The sequence below is a fragment of the Vibrio ishigakensis genome (genome assembly GCF_024347675.1).
GTDB lineage: Bacteria > Pseudomonadota > Gammaproteobacteria > Enterobacterales > Vibrionaceae > Vibrio > Vibrio ishigakensis.
In genome coordinates this window covers 1,591,374-1,607,162 of the sequence record NZ_AP024881.1, presented here as the reverse complement: position 1 = coordinate 1,607,162, position 15,789 = coordinate 1,591,374, and the positions used below count along the sequence as shown (strand labels likewise).

Annotated in this window: 12 protein-coding genes; 9 read left to right on the top strand and 3 right to left on the bottom strand. The window is 47.5% G+C overall.

The genetic code is table 11. From position 1 onward, the window contains the following. Nucleotides 1-121: 121 nt before the first annotated feature. Both rplY and Pcarn_RS07265 read right to left on the bottom strand, forming a co-directional pair. Complete coding sequence (gene rplY, locus Pcarn_RS07270; protein WP_006071740.1) at nt 122-400, bottom strand: 50S ribosomal protein L25; 279 nt, start codon at nt 398-400, stop codon at nt 122-124. Between the two features lie 174 nt (nt 401-574). Continuing rightward, nucleotides 575-2,326 carry a DEAD/DEAH box helicase gene (locus Pcarn_RS07265; protein WP_261833203.1) on the bottom strand — a complete coding sequence of 584 codons (1,752 nt, stop codon included), beginning with the start codon at nt 2,324-2,326 and terminating at the stop codon, nt 575-577. Nucleotides 2,327-2,399: 73 nt separating this feature from the next. On the opposite strand from Pcarn_RS07265, the gene rsuA reads away from it, so the two are divergent. Genes rsuA through Pcarn_RS07250 form a run of 3 tightly spaced genes read left to right on the top strand, consistent with a single transcriptional unit; the run spans nt 2,400 to nt 4,990 of the window. Then, nucleotides 2,400-3,098 (top strand): 16S rRNA pseudouridine(516) synthase RsuA, encoded by a 699-nt coding sequence (rsuA, locus tag Pcarn_RS07260; RefSeq protein ID WP_261833202.1) that lies wholly within the window; start codon nt 2,400-2,402, stop codon nt 3,096-3,098. Nucleotides 3,099-3,110: 12 nt separating this feature from the next. Next, a complete protein-coding gene (locus tag Pcarn_RS07255; RefSeq protein WP_261833201.1) occupies nt 3,111-4,301 on the top strand; it encodes a Bcr/CflA family multidrug efflux MFS transporter in 1,191 nt (396 codons plus the stop codon). Then, nucleotides 4,298-4,990: a DUF2913 family protein gene (locus Pcarn_RS07250; RefSeq protein WP_261833200.1), complete on the top strand. Its 693-nt coding sequence runs from the start codon at nt 4,298-4,300 to the stop codon at nt 4,988-4,990. Before Pcarn_RS07255 ends, Pcarn_RS07250 begins: the two co-directional genes overlap by 4 nt. 26 nt (nt 4,991-5,016) lie before the next feature. On the opposite strand, the gene Pcarn_RS07245 is transcribed toward Pcarn_RS07250, so the two are convergent. Then, complete coding sequence (locus Pcarn_RS07245; protein ID WP_261833199.1) at nt 5,017-6,444, bottom strand: SDR family oxidoreductase; 1,428 nt, start codon at nt 6,442-6,444, stop codon at nt 5,017-5,019. A gap of 163 nt (nt 6,445-6,607) precedes the next feature. On the opposite strand from Pcarn_RS07245, the gene Pcarn_RS07240 reads away from it, so the two are divergent. The 6 genes from Pcarn_RS07240 to Pcarn_RS07215 all read left to right on the top strand — a co-directional run bounded on the left by Pcarn_RS07240 (nt 6,608) and on the right by Pcarn_RS07215 (nt 15,764). Beyond that, the gene (locus tag Pcarn_RS07240) at nt 6,608-7,279 is read left to right on the top strand and encodes an ABC transporter ATP-binding protein (RefSeq protein WP_261833198.1); all 672 of its coding nucleotides are present in this window, start codon (nt 6,608-6,610) and stop codon (nt 7,277-7,279) included. Beyond that, nucleotides 7,260-9,713 carry an ABC transporter permease gene (locus Pcarn_RS07235; protein ID WP_261833197.1) on the top strand — a complete coding sequence of 818 codons (2,454 nt, stop codon included), beginning with the start codon at nt 7,260-7,262 and terminating at the stop codon, nt 9,711-9,713. The genes Pcarn_RS07240 and Pcarn_RS07235 overlap by 20 nt, the downstream gene beginning before the upstream one ends. A gap of 11 nt (nt 9,714-9,724) precedes the next feature. Next, complete coding sequence (locus Pcarn_RS07230; protein WP_261833196.1) at nt 9,725-10,837, top strand: lipocalin-like domain-containing protein; 1,113 nt, start codon at nt 9,725-9,727, stop codon at nt 10,835-10,837. Between the two features lie 389 nt (nt 10,838-11,226). After that, nucleotides 11,227-12,399, top strand: coding sequence for a Na+/H+ antiporter NhaA (gene nhaA, locus Pcarn_RS07225; RefSeq protein WP_261833195.1), 1,173 nt, complete (start codon nt 11,227-11,229; stop codon nt 12,397-12,399). A gap of 418 nt (nt 12,400-12,817) precedes the next feature. Next, nucleotides 12,818-13,444 (top strand): TetR/AcrR family transcriptional regulator, encoded by a 627-nt coding sequence (locus Pcarn_RS07220; protein WP_261833194.1) that lies wholly within the window; start codon nt 12,818-12,820, stop codon nt 13,442-13,444. 28 nt (nt 13,445-13,472) lie between these two features. After that, complete coding sequence (locus tag Pcarn_RS07215; RefSeq protein WP_261835653.1) at nt 13,473-15,764, top strand: acyl-CoA dehydrogenase; 2,292 nt, start codon at nt 13,473-13,475, stop codon at nt 15,762-15,764. Nucleotides 15,765-15,789: the final 25 nt, after the last annotated feature.

Genomic DNA, 15,789 nt, shown 5'->3' with positions numbered 1-15,789 from the left:
AAGCCCGATTGTTGGTAGCAATCGGGCTTTCTAATTTTTAAGAAACTTCAGATGGTAAGGCTGAGTTCTTTATATATGCAAAAGGTTTGGATTTAATCCGATTTAATTCTTTGGTAGAGAATTAGATGCGGATGAAGTCCATGTGCTCAACTTTTGGCTTGAACGCGTGACGTTGAACGTCTTGTGGCTTAACCTTAACTTCTGCGCCGTCGATCACTAGAGTGATGCCTTCGTAGAATGCTGGCTTGTCCATTTGGTTGATCACGTCATCGTGGTTTAGCGCGATAGATACTGGCGCTGCTTCACCACCGTAAACGATTGCTGGGAATTGGCCAGCGTGACGTAGGCGGCGGCTCGCACCCTTACCTAGTTCAGTACGTACTACTGCTTCAAATTTCATAGTAATTACTCTCAAATTAGTAATGTAAACAAAGCGCTGTGGCGTAGCGACCTAGCCAGAGCGATTAAACACTTTAGGTGGAAACCGTAAAGTGAGCGCGGATACTATCACTGAAAATTGTTTTGAGCAATAGCCGTAACCCGCGCGCGGCAAATTATCGCAGTTTTCAATCAATTAGAGAAGATCTGGCGTCACAGAAAACTCATTTTCGAAGATAACATCACGCAGTGCCCAGAATCGTCCTTGCTTACGCGCAATCACAAACTTAGGTAGCCTGAACCTGTGTTGCTGACGAACCGCTTTGGTTGGGCTGTAGCCATCAAACTCTTGGTGTTTGTCGGCTAAATGAGAGCGCACAAAGCTGGCATCGAATCGACGTTTTTGGGCTTGAGTGCCCAAATAGAATTGCTGACTGACTTTTTGTCCATTATCCCCAACATAAGAGACTCTTAGATAAGACTTACCTTTGTTGTCTTTTTGCGCGGTGAGCTCCATATCCGTGCATTCATACACCATGGCATCTTTTAGATTTAGCGCTTCTTTGAGCTTTTTATCAGGGTCAACCAAGACCGCATCACACTCACAGCAGACTCGAGCAGCGATATCATTGTCTGCGCCACATTCGCGGCAGAACTTGGCGCGAAAGCGATAGTCACAATGCTCGCGGGTGCCGTCTTCTTCCTCGAAGTAGCCCTGACACTTACGTCCGTAGTGCTCTATCACAAAGCCGTTATCGGCGGTCTTACCCCAGAAGTTATTGTTAAAGCCGCACGCAGGGCAGGGAACGGTAACGATTTCACTATCACCATCTGGTTTGGGAGAGCCTACCTCTGGTTGATACAGGTCATAACAGTTGCCGGCATACTCGAGCACTAAGCACTCTTTCTTGCCTTCACTGAGGCGAAGACCTCGACCTACGATCTGCTGGTAAAGGCTAATGGACTCAGTCGGTCTTAACACCGCAATAAGATCCACATGCGGCGCATCGAAGCCGGTGGTCAGTACCGAAACGTTAACCAGATACTTTATCTTTTGCGCCTTGAACTCTTCGATAATGCGATCGCGCTCTTTGGTGTGCGTATCACCAATTACGATGGCTGACTCATCCTCTGGCAGGAGTGAGAGTACTTCTTGGGCGTGCTTGACGGTGGCTGCAAACACCATGACCCCTTTGCGATGTTTAGCCGCCTCAACAATCTGCTTTACGATCTGCGGAGTGGCTCGTTTGGATTGTTCTATCACCATGTCCATGTCCGACTCACGGTAGCGTCCCATATGGGTAGGGGCTATCTGTGAGAAGTCATAGCTGAACAGAGGAGCGTCGATTATCTTGGCAGGGGTCAAAAAATTATGATCTAGCAGATAGCGTATGGGCAACTCGAACACGCAATCTCGAAAGAACCGGCTTTCGTCGTGTCTCACCTGACCTCGGGTATGGTATTGATACAGCCAGCCCATTCCAAGGCGATAGGGTGTAGCGGTTAATCCAAGGATCTTCATATCAGGATTGAGGTCACGAAGGTGGCTTATAACCTTTTGATAGCTACTGTCTGGCGATTCAGGCACGCGGTGACACTCATCGATGACCACAAGTGAAAAGGGCGTATTGAATTCATCGAGGTTGCGAGAGACAGACTGCACCGAGGCAAACACCACCTGCTGCTCAGTCTCTTTTCGGCCAAGACCAGCAGCAAAGATGGCGCCTTCAAGATCATAGCTTTCATACTTTGCGTGGTTTTGCTCCACTAACTCTTTTACATGGGCAAGCACCAATACCTTACCCCTGGCAAGGCGTGCGAGCTCCGCTATCACCAAGCTTTTACCTGCGCCGGTAGGCAACACAATAAGTGCAGGGGAGGTGTGTTTACGAAAGTAGTGGACCACGGCTTTTACCGCATCCGATTGATATGGCCTCAGTTGATACATCTTGGAAAGGAATTTTTCTGATTCATGGCGTTAATGGGTATATACTACCCGACTTCCACTCGAAGGGGTAAAAATGAGACTTGATAAATATTTGTGTGACGGCCTAGGCATCACTCGTAAACAGGCAACTAAGTTACTGAAAACTGGTGAAGTTACTGTAGATGGCGAGATGATCAAAAGCGGCGCTTTTAAGGTTAAAGATGGCGCTGAGGTAGAGTGGCAAGATAGGCCACTGGTGCTAAGAGGACCGCGCTATCTGATGATGAACAAGCCTGAAGGCTTTGTTTGTTCTCACGAAGATGGCTTTAATCACACGGTATTTGTTCTTCTTGACGAGGTTCGTTATGAGGACCTTCACTTTGCCGGCCGCTTGGATGTAGACACCACAGGTCTGCTATTGATCACCGATGATGGTCAATGGTCTCATCGTATTACTTCTCCAAAACACAAATGTGATAAGACCTATCGAGTTTGGTTAGCCGATCCAGTGCAAGACAATTATGCAGATGCCTTCCAAGAGGGCATCTTACTGCGCAATGAGAAAGAGCCGACCCTTCCAGCTGACCTTGAAATCATTGATGAGAAAGAGGTTCTGCTGACCATTCACGAGGGTAAGTACCATCAGGTTAAGCGTATGTTTGCCGCCCTTGGTAACCGAGTAGAGGCGCTGCATCGAGAGCGTATCGGTCAAATCACTCTAGATGAAGACCTAGAGCCAGGCGAGTATCGCGACCTCTCTGAAGAAGAGATCCAAGTCATTTTCTCTAAATAGGATATCTAATCCATGAATCAAAATTCAGCCACCCAGCTGAGTGTAATGATGTTTATTCTGCTGGGGGCGATCAGTGCGCTGACGCCGCTAGCTATCGACATGTACTTGCCTGCCATGCCTGCGATTGCCGAAGATTTTGGTGTAGGAGCGGGTGATGTTCAGATTACTCTAACTATTTATACCCTAGGCTTTGCCATTGGCCAGCTATTTTATGGGCCGCTCTCAGATTCTATTGGTCGTCGTCCAGTGTTGCTGGGCGGTGTTGCACTGTTTTTTATTGGTGCCATAGGTTGCACCATGGCGCAAACCGTCGAAACCCTTATCTGGGTTCGCGCCGCGCAAGGTTTTGCAGGTGCTGCCGCGGCGGTAGTTATCCAAGCGGTAGTGCGCGACCTTTACGAGAGTGAAGACTTTGCTCGCACCATGTCATTTATCACCCTTGTGATGACTATGGCGCCGCTGGCTGCGCCTATGATAGGCGGTCATATCTCTGTGGTTGCAGGCTGGCGTGCAATCTTTGCTGTCTTGGCTATCTTTGCTGCGATCATGCTGGTTGCTATCTATGTGCGTATTCCTGAAACCTTAGCGGAAGAGAACAAGCAGCCGTTTCATGTGCGTACTAGCCTGAGAAACTTTGCTTCGCTTCTATCTAACAAGCAGGCGGTTGGCCTTATCATGTGCGGCGCTTTCTCGTTTTCCGGCATGTTTGTGTTTCTAACCGCAGGTTCGTTTGTTTATATCGACTACTTTGGCGTAGCGCCACAAAACTTTGGTTATCTATTCGCGCTGAACATTCTAACCATGGTGTTCTTTACTACCCTAAACGGGCGAGTAGTGAAGAAGTTTGGTTCTCGAAACATGCTGATGTTTGGTCTGAGTATTCAGCTTTTAGCCGGTATTGGCCTGATTGTGTGCTGGTTGGGCGGCTTTGGCCTTTATGCGATAGTGCCTTGTGTGATGCTGTATGTGGGAACCATCTCAACCGTTGGTTCTAACTCTATGGCGCTACTCTTGACCAAGTATCCAAATATGGCGGGTACGACATCGTCCCTTGCAGGCACGCTAAGATTTGGTTCGGGCTCGATAATGGGCTTTGTGGTCGCACATATGCCGGGCGATCAAAGCTGGCCTATGCTGACCATGATGGGTGTGTGCTCGTTTGCCGCCTTCTTGATGTTTAAACTTTTTGGAGATGTGAAGTGAAGAGTTACGCGCAGCAACTATTAAACCTTGTAACCTTGGCCATTGATGAGCTAGAAGCGGATCATAAAAAGGGCAGGCTTGCGAACACGCCAGTGAGTAACACCAACTTTTTGCTACGTTGGGTCACCAAAAGCCTTAAACAGCAACGCTTCTCTAAGTTGATGGTGAAAGATCTAACGACTTGGCAAAAGCAGGGCAGAAGCAAGGGCACTCAGACGGCGCTGTATCAAAGCTTCAGTACTATTCGTGATTTCTATCAGCATTATTTCCCAGATTTTGAGGCGCCAAAGCCAATCTTAGACTCGCAGATCAATCAATTTATCGACCATATGGAATCTATTGGCTGGAGTGTTTGTACCGAGTATGACCTAAGCGGCGATGAAAAAGGTCAGCTGTTTACCGAGGGTGACAGCTCTTTGGTATTGTGCGCGCACCAATGTGATGACTGCTTTGTCGATGGTAAAAACGAAGACGGCACTGAAAGCCTAACGAAGCCGATGAGCTTTTATGTGCGTGGTAATCACGCTGAGTTTATTAAAGAGGCCACTAAGGCGGGCTTCCTGGTGCACAAGCAGACCGACTACAAGTCAAAGGTAAAATACCACGGTGAATACCTGATTTATCCAAATAATCTTGGTGGTCAACTTGCTGAGATCCCAATTGGATTTAACACCGAAGAGTATCCATAAGAGAGTGAGCAAAAGCCTAGAGAAATCTAGGCTTTTTTGCAGATGGCTCGCACCATGCCTTTAAAGATAAATAGGTGAGCGGGGAACATAGCCCACCAGTAAAGCAGCCCTAGAAAGCCCTTTGGGTGCCACCAAGCTCTTACATCTAGCTCTCTGTGGTCGCCATGGTCGATTATGGTGCACTCTAATCGCCCGAGACCTGGCCCCTTCATACCAAACAGCAGAGATAAAAACTGTCGCTCTTTTATTCGAATAACCTTCCACGAATCGATATGATCCCCAAGCTTTAAAACTGGACCGGCTGGAATGCGGCGTTTGGGCCTGCCACCGCCAAAGAAGAGATCAAGCCATTCGCGGGTGCGCCATAGAAAATTGGCAAAGAAATAGCCTTCTTGTGGGCTTCCTAATTTCACCACGACATCCCACAACTCTTGCGCGCTTTTCTCCGTCTTAAAGCTTGCACCTGCATCTTTGGCGTAATAACCAAACCCTGGTTGCCAACGTTTTAGTGCACCGGGATCAAACCCCCATACCTTGGAGCGTACAAAGTCGCCTTCATGGCTGATGGCGTCTTCGACCATATCGTCATAGCCAATCAGGGATTGAGGGTATTTTTGTCTTATCTTGTTGGAATCTGCCACAAAGTCATGACTTAACCCCGCTAACAGTGCACGGCCTATATTACTTGGCACCGAAGTCACTATCCCAAGCCAAACGGCGGCCATAGATGGGGTAAGTAAGCGGGTTGAAAATAATCGATAGCGGTTGTTGGTTGCCTTAGCGACGACTTTAAACTGCTCTCGATAACTAAGCACATCAGGGCCACCTACCTCGAAGAAATCGCTCTCGGTCACCTCTTCGTCGGCAAACGAAAGCAGATAGTGATTGAGGTTCTCAAGGGCGATAGGGTTGGCCTTTGAATCCACCCATTTTGGCGTAATTAGAATCGGCAGGTTGTAAACAAAATCGCGCATGATCTCAAAGGCTGCTGAGCCAGGGCCAATGATCACCCCCGCTCTTAGCTCAACGACTGGGGTAGGGGTAGAGCGCAGTATATTGCCTGTCTCACGACGCGCTTTAAGGTGTTCAGAGTCGCCAGTTTGCGGCTGTAGAGAACTAAGATAGATCACTTGACCTATGCTATTTTGGCTTAGCGCTTCGGCAAAGTTTTGCGCCAGATTCAGTTCGTAATCGATAAAGTCGTGGCCGTGGTTCATTCCGTGTACTAGGAAGTAAACCACGTCGTAGTCACTGACTACCTCTAGGGTGGTTTCTTTGTCGGCTAAGTCGAGCTGTTTGAAATCTAGGTTACCAGCTTTGCTGATTCGTGATGTGAGTAGAGGAAGATTTCGAGCCGTCGCGGTGACTTGGTGACCTTGTTTTAATAAAAGTGGGATAAGTTGAGAGCCCACGTAACCAGAAGCCCCAAGTACCAAGACCTTTTTTCCCGACATCACATTTCCTTATTGGTTCTATGTTCAAGATAAGAGTATACTATTTCGAGAAAACTCCCACTTTTTCAGCATCTTGCTGATAATTTCATCGTTATTGTCACTTTTTGCATTCTTTTTGATGATTTTCGGGTGGGACAGCAAGTATCAATAGGTAAAAAGTTTCATGTTAAAACTGGTCAGTGTTAGCAAAGGATATGTTGACGGCGGAGAGTTCCACCCAGTTCTCCAAGGCGCTGATTTAACGATTCAAAGTGGTGAGCAGATCGCTTTGATGGGAGAGTCGGGGGCAGGGAAGAGTACCCTACTTAATTTGATTGCCGGACTGGATGTGCTCGATTCGGGTGAAATCTGGTATGGCGATTACGCCATGCATGATTTTAAAGAAAATAACCGCACAGAGTATCGCAGAAACCACATTGGACACGTTTTTCAGCAATACAACCTATTAACCACACTTAACGTCGCTGACAATATTCGCTTCTGTCGTCAGCTAAAGGGCCTTCCCGAAAATACCCAGCTTTGGCGTCAGATCCTCTCAGCACTAGACCTTATGCCTCTACTCGGGCGCTATCCTGAAGAGCTCTCAGGTGGTCAGCAACAACGCGCTGCTATCGCAAGGGCTCTGTATATGGAGCCAAAGATCTTGCTTGCGGATGAGCCCACAGGCAGCTTGGATGAGAAGAATGCAAAAGCGGTAATGCGCCTGTTTGCGTCGCTGACAAAAGAGTTTAACTGCACCTTGCTTCTGGTGACCCACAGTGAGACGGTGGCGGCCTACATGGATAAGACCGTTCGCCTACAAGGGGGACAGCTGCATGTTATGGCCAATAGCTAAAGCGCTACTCGGCCATTATAAGCGGCATCCTCTACAGATTTTTCTTGTTTGGCTGGGCCTTTCGCTCGGCATCTCAGTCCTTGTTGGCGTTCTAGCCATCAACCAACACGCTAAGCTTTCTTACACTAGCGGTGAGCGTCTTTTTTCTAACCCTCTGCCTTACCGTATTCAATCTAAGAACAGCGCCAACACCATACCTCAAGCCTTCTATATTCAGCTTCGCCGTTCAGGCTTTAATCAATGTATCCCGTTTGATATCCATAGAGCGCGCACCGAGAACAATGTCGATGTGCAGATCTTGGGTATGGACAGCCTAGCGACCGCCGAGATTTTCCTAGGAGGAAATGTTCTTAATAACCCGATGCTGAAGATGATGCAGGAGCCCTATCCTGTGTTAGTAAACCAAGTGTTTATGAAGTTCATGGGTTGGAAAGAGGGCCAGATGATCACCTTATATGATGGTGAACAGTTGGGGCCTCTGGTTGTGGATAGCCAGGGCTTGGTTAATGGCTCTAACCTTGTTGTGGATATGGCGCTCAGTCGCAAGCTGCGACGCGGTACCGGATTTTCGGTTATTGGTTGTACCGATATGCCAGAAGAAAAACTGGTAGCGATTAAGAAAATGCTTCCCGAAGGGATGACCCTGCGTAAGAACTCACGCGCAGAATTGGTATCTCTCACCAAGGCCTTCCACCTAAACCTAACTGCTTTGGGTATGCTGTCGTTTTTGATTGGCCTGTTTATCTTCTATCAGGCCATGTCCCTCTCCTTTATTCAGCGCCAGCCAGTGGTAGGTGTGCTAAGGCAGATGGGAGTCTCGGGCAGGCAACTTATCGGCGCTTTGTCGGTAGAGCTTGTTCTATTGGTATTGTTTAGTTGGCTTTCGGGGAATGTGCTAGGACTCTTCTTAGCCAACAAGCTAGTACCTGCGGTTTCCATGAGTATTGGCGCCATCTATAACGTGCAAATTGATATGGTGGTGAATTGGAGTTGGTCATGGAGCGGCAAGAGCCTTCTGATGGCTCTGTTAGGTGTGGCTCTGTCCTGTACTTGGCCTCTGGTTCGATTGATCCACTCTCAACCTATTCGTCTTACTGCACGTCTTTCCTTGGTGCGCTTTGCTGGCCGAGAGTTCTTCTGGCAGGCGATTTTGGCTGCTCTTTGTCTATTTGCGGCCGTGTTTATATTGCAGTTCGGTAGCGGTATCTACGCAGGCTTTATGATCATCGCTTGTATGCTGATAGGCGTTGCTTTGGTCGTGCCTTTTATCGTATTCGAGCTGTTTACCTATCTCTCTTATCGATTGCGCTGGGTGAAAGCGCGCTGGTTCTTCGCTGATGCGGCGGCTTCCATGAGCTATCGCGGCGTGGCACTGATGGCGTTTATGCTGGCGATTACCGCAAACGTAGCGGTAGAAACAATGGTAGGCAGCTTCCGTGTCACTACTGAGCAGTGGCTGTCACAGCGTCTAGCGGCCGATGTCTATATCTATCCAACCGTAAATGCTGCGCCTCGTATGGGTGCTTGGCTGGAGAAACAGCCAGAGGTTGATCAGGTTTGGGTTCGTAAAGAGACCGAGCTTGTGGCCATGGAGAACAACATTAGCCTAGTGAGCACAGGTGAGAGTAATGGTGAAAAAGCTTCGCTAGCTGAGAAGGTAACCGTGCCCGATTACTGGTACCACCTGCATCATTCACGCAGTGTGATGATTTCTGAGTCCATGTCTATTAGGCAAAGTATACGGGTGGGGGATTATATCTCCTTGCCTGCACCATTAGGTCAGCAGTGGCGAGTGGTGGGTGTCTACTATGACTATGGCAACCCGTATGATCAGGTATTGTTGTCAGATAAAAACTGGGATCTACTGTTACCTGGACAGGGCTCTATAGGTCTTGGTGTGCTGCTGCATGACAAGTCTACGTCTAGAGAGCTCATAGATAGGATGGTATCTATCTATCGCACCCCTGCCGAGCGGGTAGTAAATAACAGTCGTATCTATAAACAGGCGATGACGGTATTTGATAGAACCTTTGGTATCACGGATACCCTAGGCAACCTAACCTTGATGGTCGCTGTATTTGGTATTTTCTTTGCCACTCTTGCAGGGGAAGCGACGAGGCTTCGTAATATCGCGCTATTGCGATGTTTGGGGGTTTCAGGAAAAGAGTTAGTAATAGTGGGCGGTGCTCAGTTATTTGCCTTTGGCTTGGTCGCTGCTCTCGTGGCTATCCCGCTTGGTATGGCGATGGCCAATAATGTGGTTGAGCTTATCCTTAAGAAGTCCTTTGGTTGGAGTATGCAGCTGCAACTTGTGCCGTGGGATTATCTGGGCACACTCGCTTGGACTATAGGCTCGCTTATCGTTGCCGGCGCTATTCCTGTGCTTCAGGTTATCAGACGTACCCCAATGAAGTCCCTGCGTGACGCTTTGTAATAGAAGAAGAGATGTTTAAGAAACTGTTTAACCGAACCCTAGCTGTATTGTTGACCCTGCTGGTATCAGTGGTACTGATCCTCGCGGGTATCTACGTGATCTGGTATTCGGATAACACAGCCGATCTTACTATAGAGAACCTAGAGCCGACCAATGAAGCGGTGTTTGAACCTGTTCTTCCGGGAGTGGCGGTAAAGTTTCCTCAAGACTTTCGAATCCATTCTAAGTTTCGATATGAGGTTTGGACTTATGTTGCCATGCTTAATGATGAGCAGGGCAATGAGTATATGGCGCAGTGGTATCTTTACCGCACTGCAACCTCTGAAAGCGATAAGAGCGGCTGGCAATCACCACAGATTTACGCCTCACAAGTGGTGCTCTCAACGCCAGATCAGATCTTTTCTGAGCAACGCTTTGCACGTGGAGGTATAGGACTTGTAGGCATGCGAGCTCGTCCATATCAGCTTTCTATCGATAACTGGGTGTGGCGCTCATTCAGTAGCTATCCAGCTCCGGGGCAGCTCTCTGTGTCTACCGATGACTTCAATCTAAAGCTCAAGCTTCGTCAGGATGGCCCTTATGTGCCTATGGGGGACAATGGCTATCAGGTTACCAATCAGCTGCTTTCTAGAGCAATCTATGGCTATCAGTCCCCTTATATTCGCACTCAGGGCACGGTAGAGATCGACGGTAAGACGGTCAAGCTCAGTGGTATGGGGTGGCTTAATCAGGTGTGGGGTAGTGAAGCTGCTCCGTCAGACAAGCAAGTTTATACCCGTTTTCAGTACCGCTTTAATGACGGCCGAGTTATGTATCTGACGCGTGTGGATTTTGAGAGTGGGCAACCACATGTATATGGCGCGATAATGAGCAAAACGGGCGTAGTTCACACTTTGAATACATCGGATGTTGAGCTGTATCCTGTCGGCACCAGCACATTGAGCAACGGTAAGTTGCTTCAATTGCAGTGGGTGGTGAATGTGCCAAAGTTTAAAATCTTTTTAACATCTGATGCACATAGAAGAGAGCAATGGGTCGATCTTGCGATTCCATCATGGTCAGGTTCGGTTCGCGCATCCGGCAGTGAGAATGCTCGGGGCTTCATGCAGATCATCGAACAATAAGTATTATTTAAGGCTTAATACTAAATCCTAGCCCTTTACCGTAAAGGGCTACACCAACCCGCTTCAAATACAGAAAGATCACCTAACTCTCTCTTTTTTAGGTGATAATTGTCTATGCTTTCCTATGCTCCAATCATCTAGTGTTTGTCGTGGTGATAAACCAGTTGAATTGATAAATTTGGTTAATCTCAGTAACATTTTGAAGCAAAGTCGTTGTTCTTTTGTAAACTGAATCTGTGAGCTATATGGAAATTTGCAGGTTATATGGCCTTTACTTCGGATATTTCGAATAAAAACGTCCAAACAATCGAATTTTGTAAATCTTCGCAATGGGTAGACTTATGTCCACTTAGTTGTGTGATATCAATCACAAGTAATGGGTTTTAATAATGAGTCAAATGCTAAAAGATTTTTTTAAGATGGAATCAGCCGGAGGTATCATTCTGGTTATCGCTGCTGCACTAGCTATGCTAGTGGCGAACTCTCCACTTAATGAAACCTATCAAGGCGTGCTGTATTTTTATGTAGCAGGCATGTCTGTAGAACATTGGGTTAATGACGGCCTAATGGCAATCTTCTTCCTACTGATCGGTTTGGAAGTAAAACGTGAACTTCTAGAAGGTGCACTTAAGTCTCGTGAAACCGCTATCTTCCCAGCAATCGCTGCTGTAGGTGGTATGGTTGCTCCGGCACTGGTTTACGTTCTGTTTAACTATTCTAATCCTGAAGCACTTCAAGGTTGGGCTATCCCTGCAGCAACGGACATCGCGTTCGCTCTGGGTATCATGGCGCTTCTTGGTAACCGTGTTCCAGTAAGCCTAAAGGTTTTCCTACTAGCACTAGCTATCATCGATGACCTTGGCGTTGTTGTAATCATCGCTCTGTTCTACACCAGTGATCTTTCTACACTAGCTCTAGCGGTTGGTTTCGCTATGACAGGCTTGTTGTTCTACATGAATCACAAGAAGGTGACCTCACTGAAGTGGTACCTACTAGTCGGTGCCGTGCTTTGGTTCGCTGTTCTTAAGTCTGGTGTACACGCAACCCTAGCAGGTGTGGTAATTGGTTTCGCTATCCCACTTAAGGGCAAACCTGGGGAGCACTCTCCACTTAAACACCTAGAACACGCACTACACCCATATTCGTCGTTCCTGATTCTACCTATCTTTGCCTTTGCAAACGCAGGTGTATCACTAGAGGGTATTTCTCTATCTACACTAGGTACGGCTCTTCCAATGGGTATTGCATTGGGTCTTCTGCTTGGTAAGCCTCTGGGTATCTTTACCTTTAGCTATGTAGCGGTTAAGACTGGTGTTGCTAAGATGCCAGAAGGGATCAACTTCAAGCACATCTTTGCAGTATCTATCCTGTGTGGTATCGGCTTTACCATGTCGATGTTCATTGCATCGCTTGCCTTTACCGGCGCGGCAGCAGACCTGAATACTCACGCTCGTTTGGGTATCCTGATGGGCTCAAGTATCGCAGCTATCCTTGGCTACGCTATGTTGAGATTCTCTCTGCCAAAAAAGCAGCCTAGCCACAGCACTGTGGCAAGCCACTAAAATTTAGTAATCAATGATAAGGGCCAGCAGAAATGCTGGCCCTTTTTTTTGTCTGTCGCAGGCATAAAAAAAAGCCTAATCAAAGTGATTAGGCTTATACAATCATAGGAGTCAAATGAAAAAAACAGTGGTTTGTAAACAACAGAACAAATTCGTTTCCAACCTTCAAATTCATACCGCGCTGTCGGTTACAGTATTTAAGACTGGACCTTCCTCCTTTAGTTCAAAGTTTTTCGCACTTTTTTGATCTTTTTTCCTAGCCTTTTCTAACCTCTTGTTTCTACATAGGTTAAATCTTAATTTGTGACCAATATTTGATCTGGTCAGATCTCTTTGCGTAAAAATATTGTGTTTATGTAAATCGTTTGTTAAATTCAAACGTGTGTTTGATACGGGCGTTTGCAAACGGGAGTGCACAATGGGCTCAGCGTTACATACCAAGAAAAAAATTATCTCTGTTGCAGAGATCCTGTTCGCAGAAAAGGGTTTCAAAGAGACCTCGCTACGGACTATCACGGGGCAAGCCAAGGTGAACTTAGCCTCTGTTAACTATCACTTTGGCGACAAGAAGAATCTGATTCGAGCTGTAGTAGACAAATATCTTGAGGCATTCATGCCTGCGGTTGGGGAAGAGCTACTACTCCTTGAAGGTAAAGATGAGGTGAGCATGGAGGAAGTGTTCTCAGCACTTAAGAAACCTCTGGTTCAGCTCGATGATGTGGCACCGAACGGGACAGAGCGCTTTTTGCAGCTCATCGGTCGTGGCTATGCAGAGGTGCAAGGCCACTTAAGATGGTTCATCACCACCCGATACGGGGATGTATTAGACAGATTTATCGCTCAGGTAAGCAGAGCCAATCCTGAGTTAGATAGAGAAACCTTGTTTTGGCGACTTCACTTCACGCTCGGAACTTGCGTATTCACTATGGCGTCGAGTGAGGCGCTGATTGATATAGCAAATAGTGAGTTTGAACCAAAACAACACGTGGAACGAATTTTTGATCAGATAGTGCCTTACCTAGCGTCTGGCATGAATGCGAAATAACAAACAGTCAGGGAACAGAAAGATGGATATGACTTCTTATCGTAAAAAGTGGGTGAGCGACCCGGCTTTCAAACTATTTAAGAAAGTGCTGCCGCCGTTATCGAGTACCGAGAAAGAGGCGATGGAAGCCGGTAGTGTTTGGTGGGAAGGGGAGCTATTCTCCGGTAACCCTGATTGGTCAAAGCTTCATGGTTATGACAAGCCACAGCTCACAGAAGAAGAACAGAGCTTTGTTGATAACCAGGTTGAAACCCTCCTTGAGATGCTCGATGACTTCGAAATCGTAAAGCATCAAAGAGACCTTCCAAAAGAGGTGTGGGATTACCTAAAGCAAGAACGCTTCTTTTCATTAATCATTTCCAAAGAGTTCGGCGGTCGAGATTTTTCTTCTCTAGCTAACTCTACCATAGTGACCAAAATTGCATCTCGCAGCCTAAGTGCTGCCGTTACCGTGATGGTGCCTAACTCACTAGGGCCGGGTGAGCTCCTATCTCACTACGGTACTGAAGAGCAGAAAAATTATTGGCTACCACGCCTTGCTAACGGTGAGGATATCCCTTGCTTTGCATTGACTGGTCCTGAAGCCGGCTCTGATGCCGGTGCTATTCCGGATTCTGGTCACGTTTGCTTTGGTGAGCATGAAGGTAAAGAAGTTCTAGGTATCAAGCTTAACTGGAACAAGCGCTATATTACGCTAGCACCTGTTTCAACTGTACTTGGCTTAGCGTTCAAACTGTACGACCCTGAAAACCACCTTGGTAAGGGCGAAGAGCTAGGCATTACTTGTGCGCTGATCCCAACCAGCCATCCTGGTGTGGTTGTCGGTGAGCGTCACGATCCACTCGGCCTTGCCTTTATGAATGGTCCAACCCGAGGTAAAGACGTGTTCATTCCGATGGAGTGGCTGATCGGCGGGGCTGACTATGCAGGTAAAGGCTGGCGCATGCTGGTTGAATGTTTGTCGGCAGGTCGCGGTATTTCACTACCGGCACTAGGTACAGCCGTTGGGCAACTGACCGCGAAAACCACGGGCGCCTATTCGCTAGTTAGAAAGCAGTTTGGTTTGTCGATTGGTAAGTTTGAGGGGGTAGCAGAAGGACTGGCGCGCATCGGCGGCTTCAACTATCTATTGGAGGCGAGCCGAACCTTAACCACCACAGCGCTGGATAGCGGTGAAAAGCCGGGTATTGTTACTGCCATCGCTAAATATCACATGACAGAGATGGCGCGCACCGTTCTTGATGACTCGATGGATATCCACTCAGGACGCGCTATCCAACAAGGCCCGATGAACTACTTGTCGCATCACTACTATGGCATCCCGGTTGCGATTACAGTAGAGGGTGCAAATATCCTGACTCGAAACCTGATGATCTTTGGCCAAGGTGCAACCCGCTGTCATCCTTATGTACTGAAAGAGATGGCGCTGGCCTCTGAAGAGGATCAAGAAAAAGCGGCTGAAGAGTTCGATAACCTGCTGTTCAAACACATCGGCCATGCAACCAAGAATAGCTTTGGCTCTCTGTTTGGTGCGCTGACCGCATCCAGTTTCACCTCAGCACCTGTTTCTGGCCCAACCAAGGGCTATTACCAAGATATGACCCGCCTAAGTAAGGCGTTGGCGGTAAGTGCTGATTTTGCAATGCTGACCCTAGGAGGAGATCTCAAGCGTAAGGAGCTTATCTCAGCACGCCTTGGCGACCTGCTAAGTTATCTATACCTATCATCGGCGGCTCTTAAGAAGTTCCACGATGAGGGACAAAAATCAGAAGACCTTCCATACCTTCGTTATGCAGTAGAGCACTGCTTACAGCAAGGCGCTAAATCTCTGCAAGAAGCGCTAAGTAACTATCCGGTCGTTTGGGCTAAGTATCTTATGAAGCTACTGGTCTTCCCATTGGGTAATAACTTTAAAGGCCCGAGTGACAAGCTAGTGATGCAGGTAGCAGAGCTTCTCATGACTCCGGGAGAGCAGCGAGATCGACTGACTGACCTATGTTATGTAGGTTCAAAAGATGGTGACGCTGTCGGTATTATGGAAAGGGCCTTCGTTGCCATGCATGAAGTAAAACCGCTAGAGAAGAAGGTTAATCTTGCTATCAAAGAGGGCAAGGTTGAGAAGAAAGCCTCTTTACTCGATAAGCTAAACGCTTGTAAGCAGCAAGGCATTCTATCTCAGGCAGAGGTAAACCAAGTGCTTGAGGCTGATAAGCTGAGATACCGTGCAATTCAGGTGGATCACTTTAGCCATGACCTTACTCAAGTGCTAACCGATGCACCAACGGAAATCCGTTCGGTCGAGAAAGACGATGCAGCTTAGTGAAAGCTAGATAAGAAAAAACGCC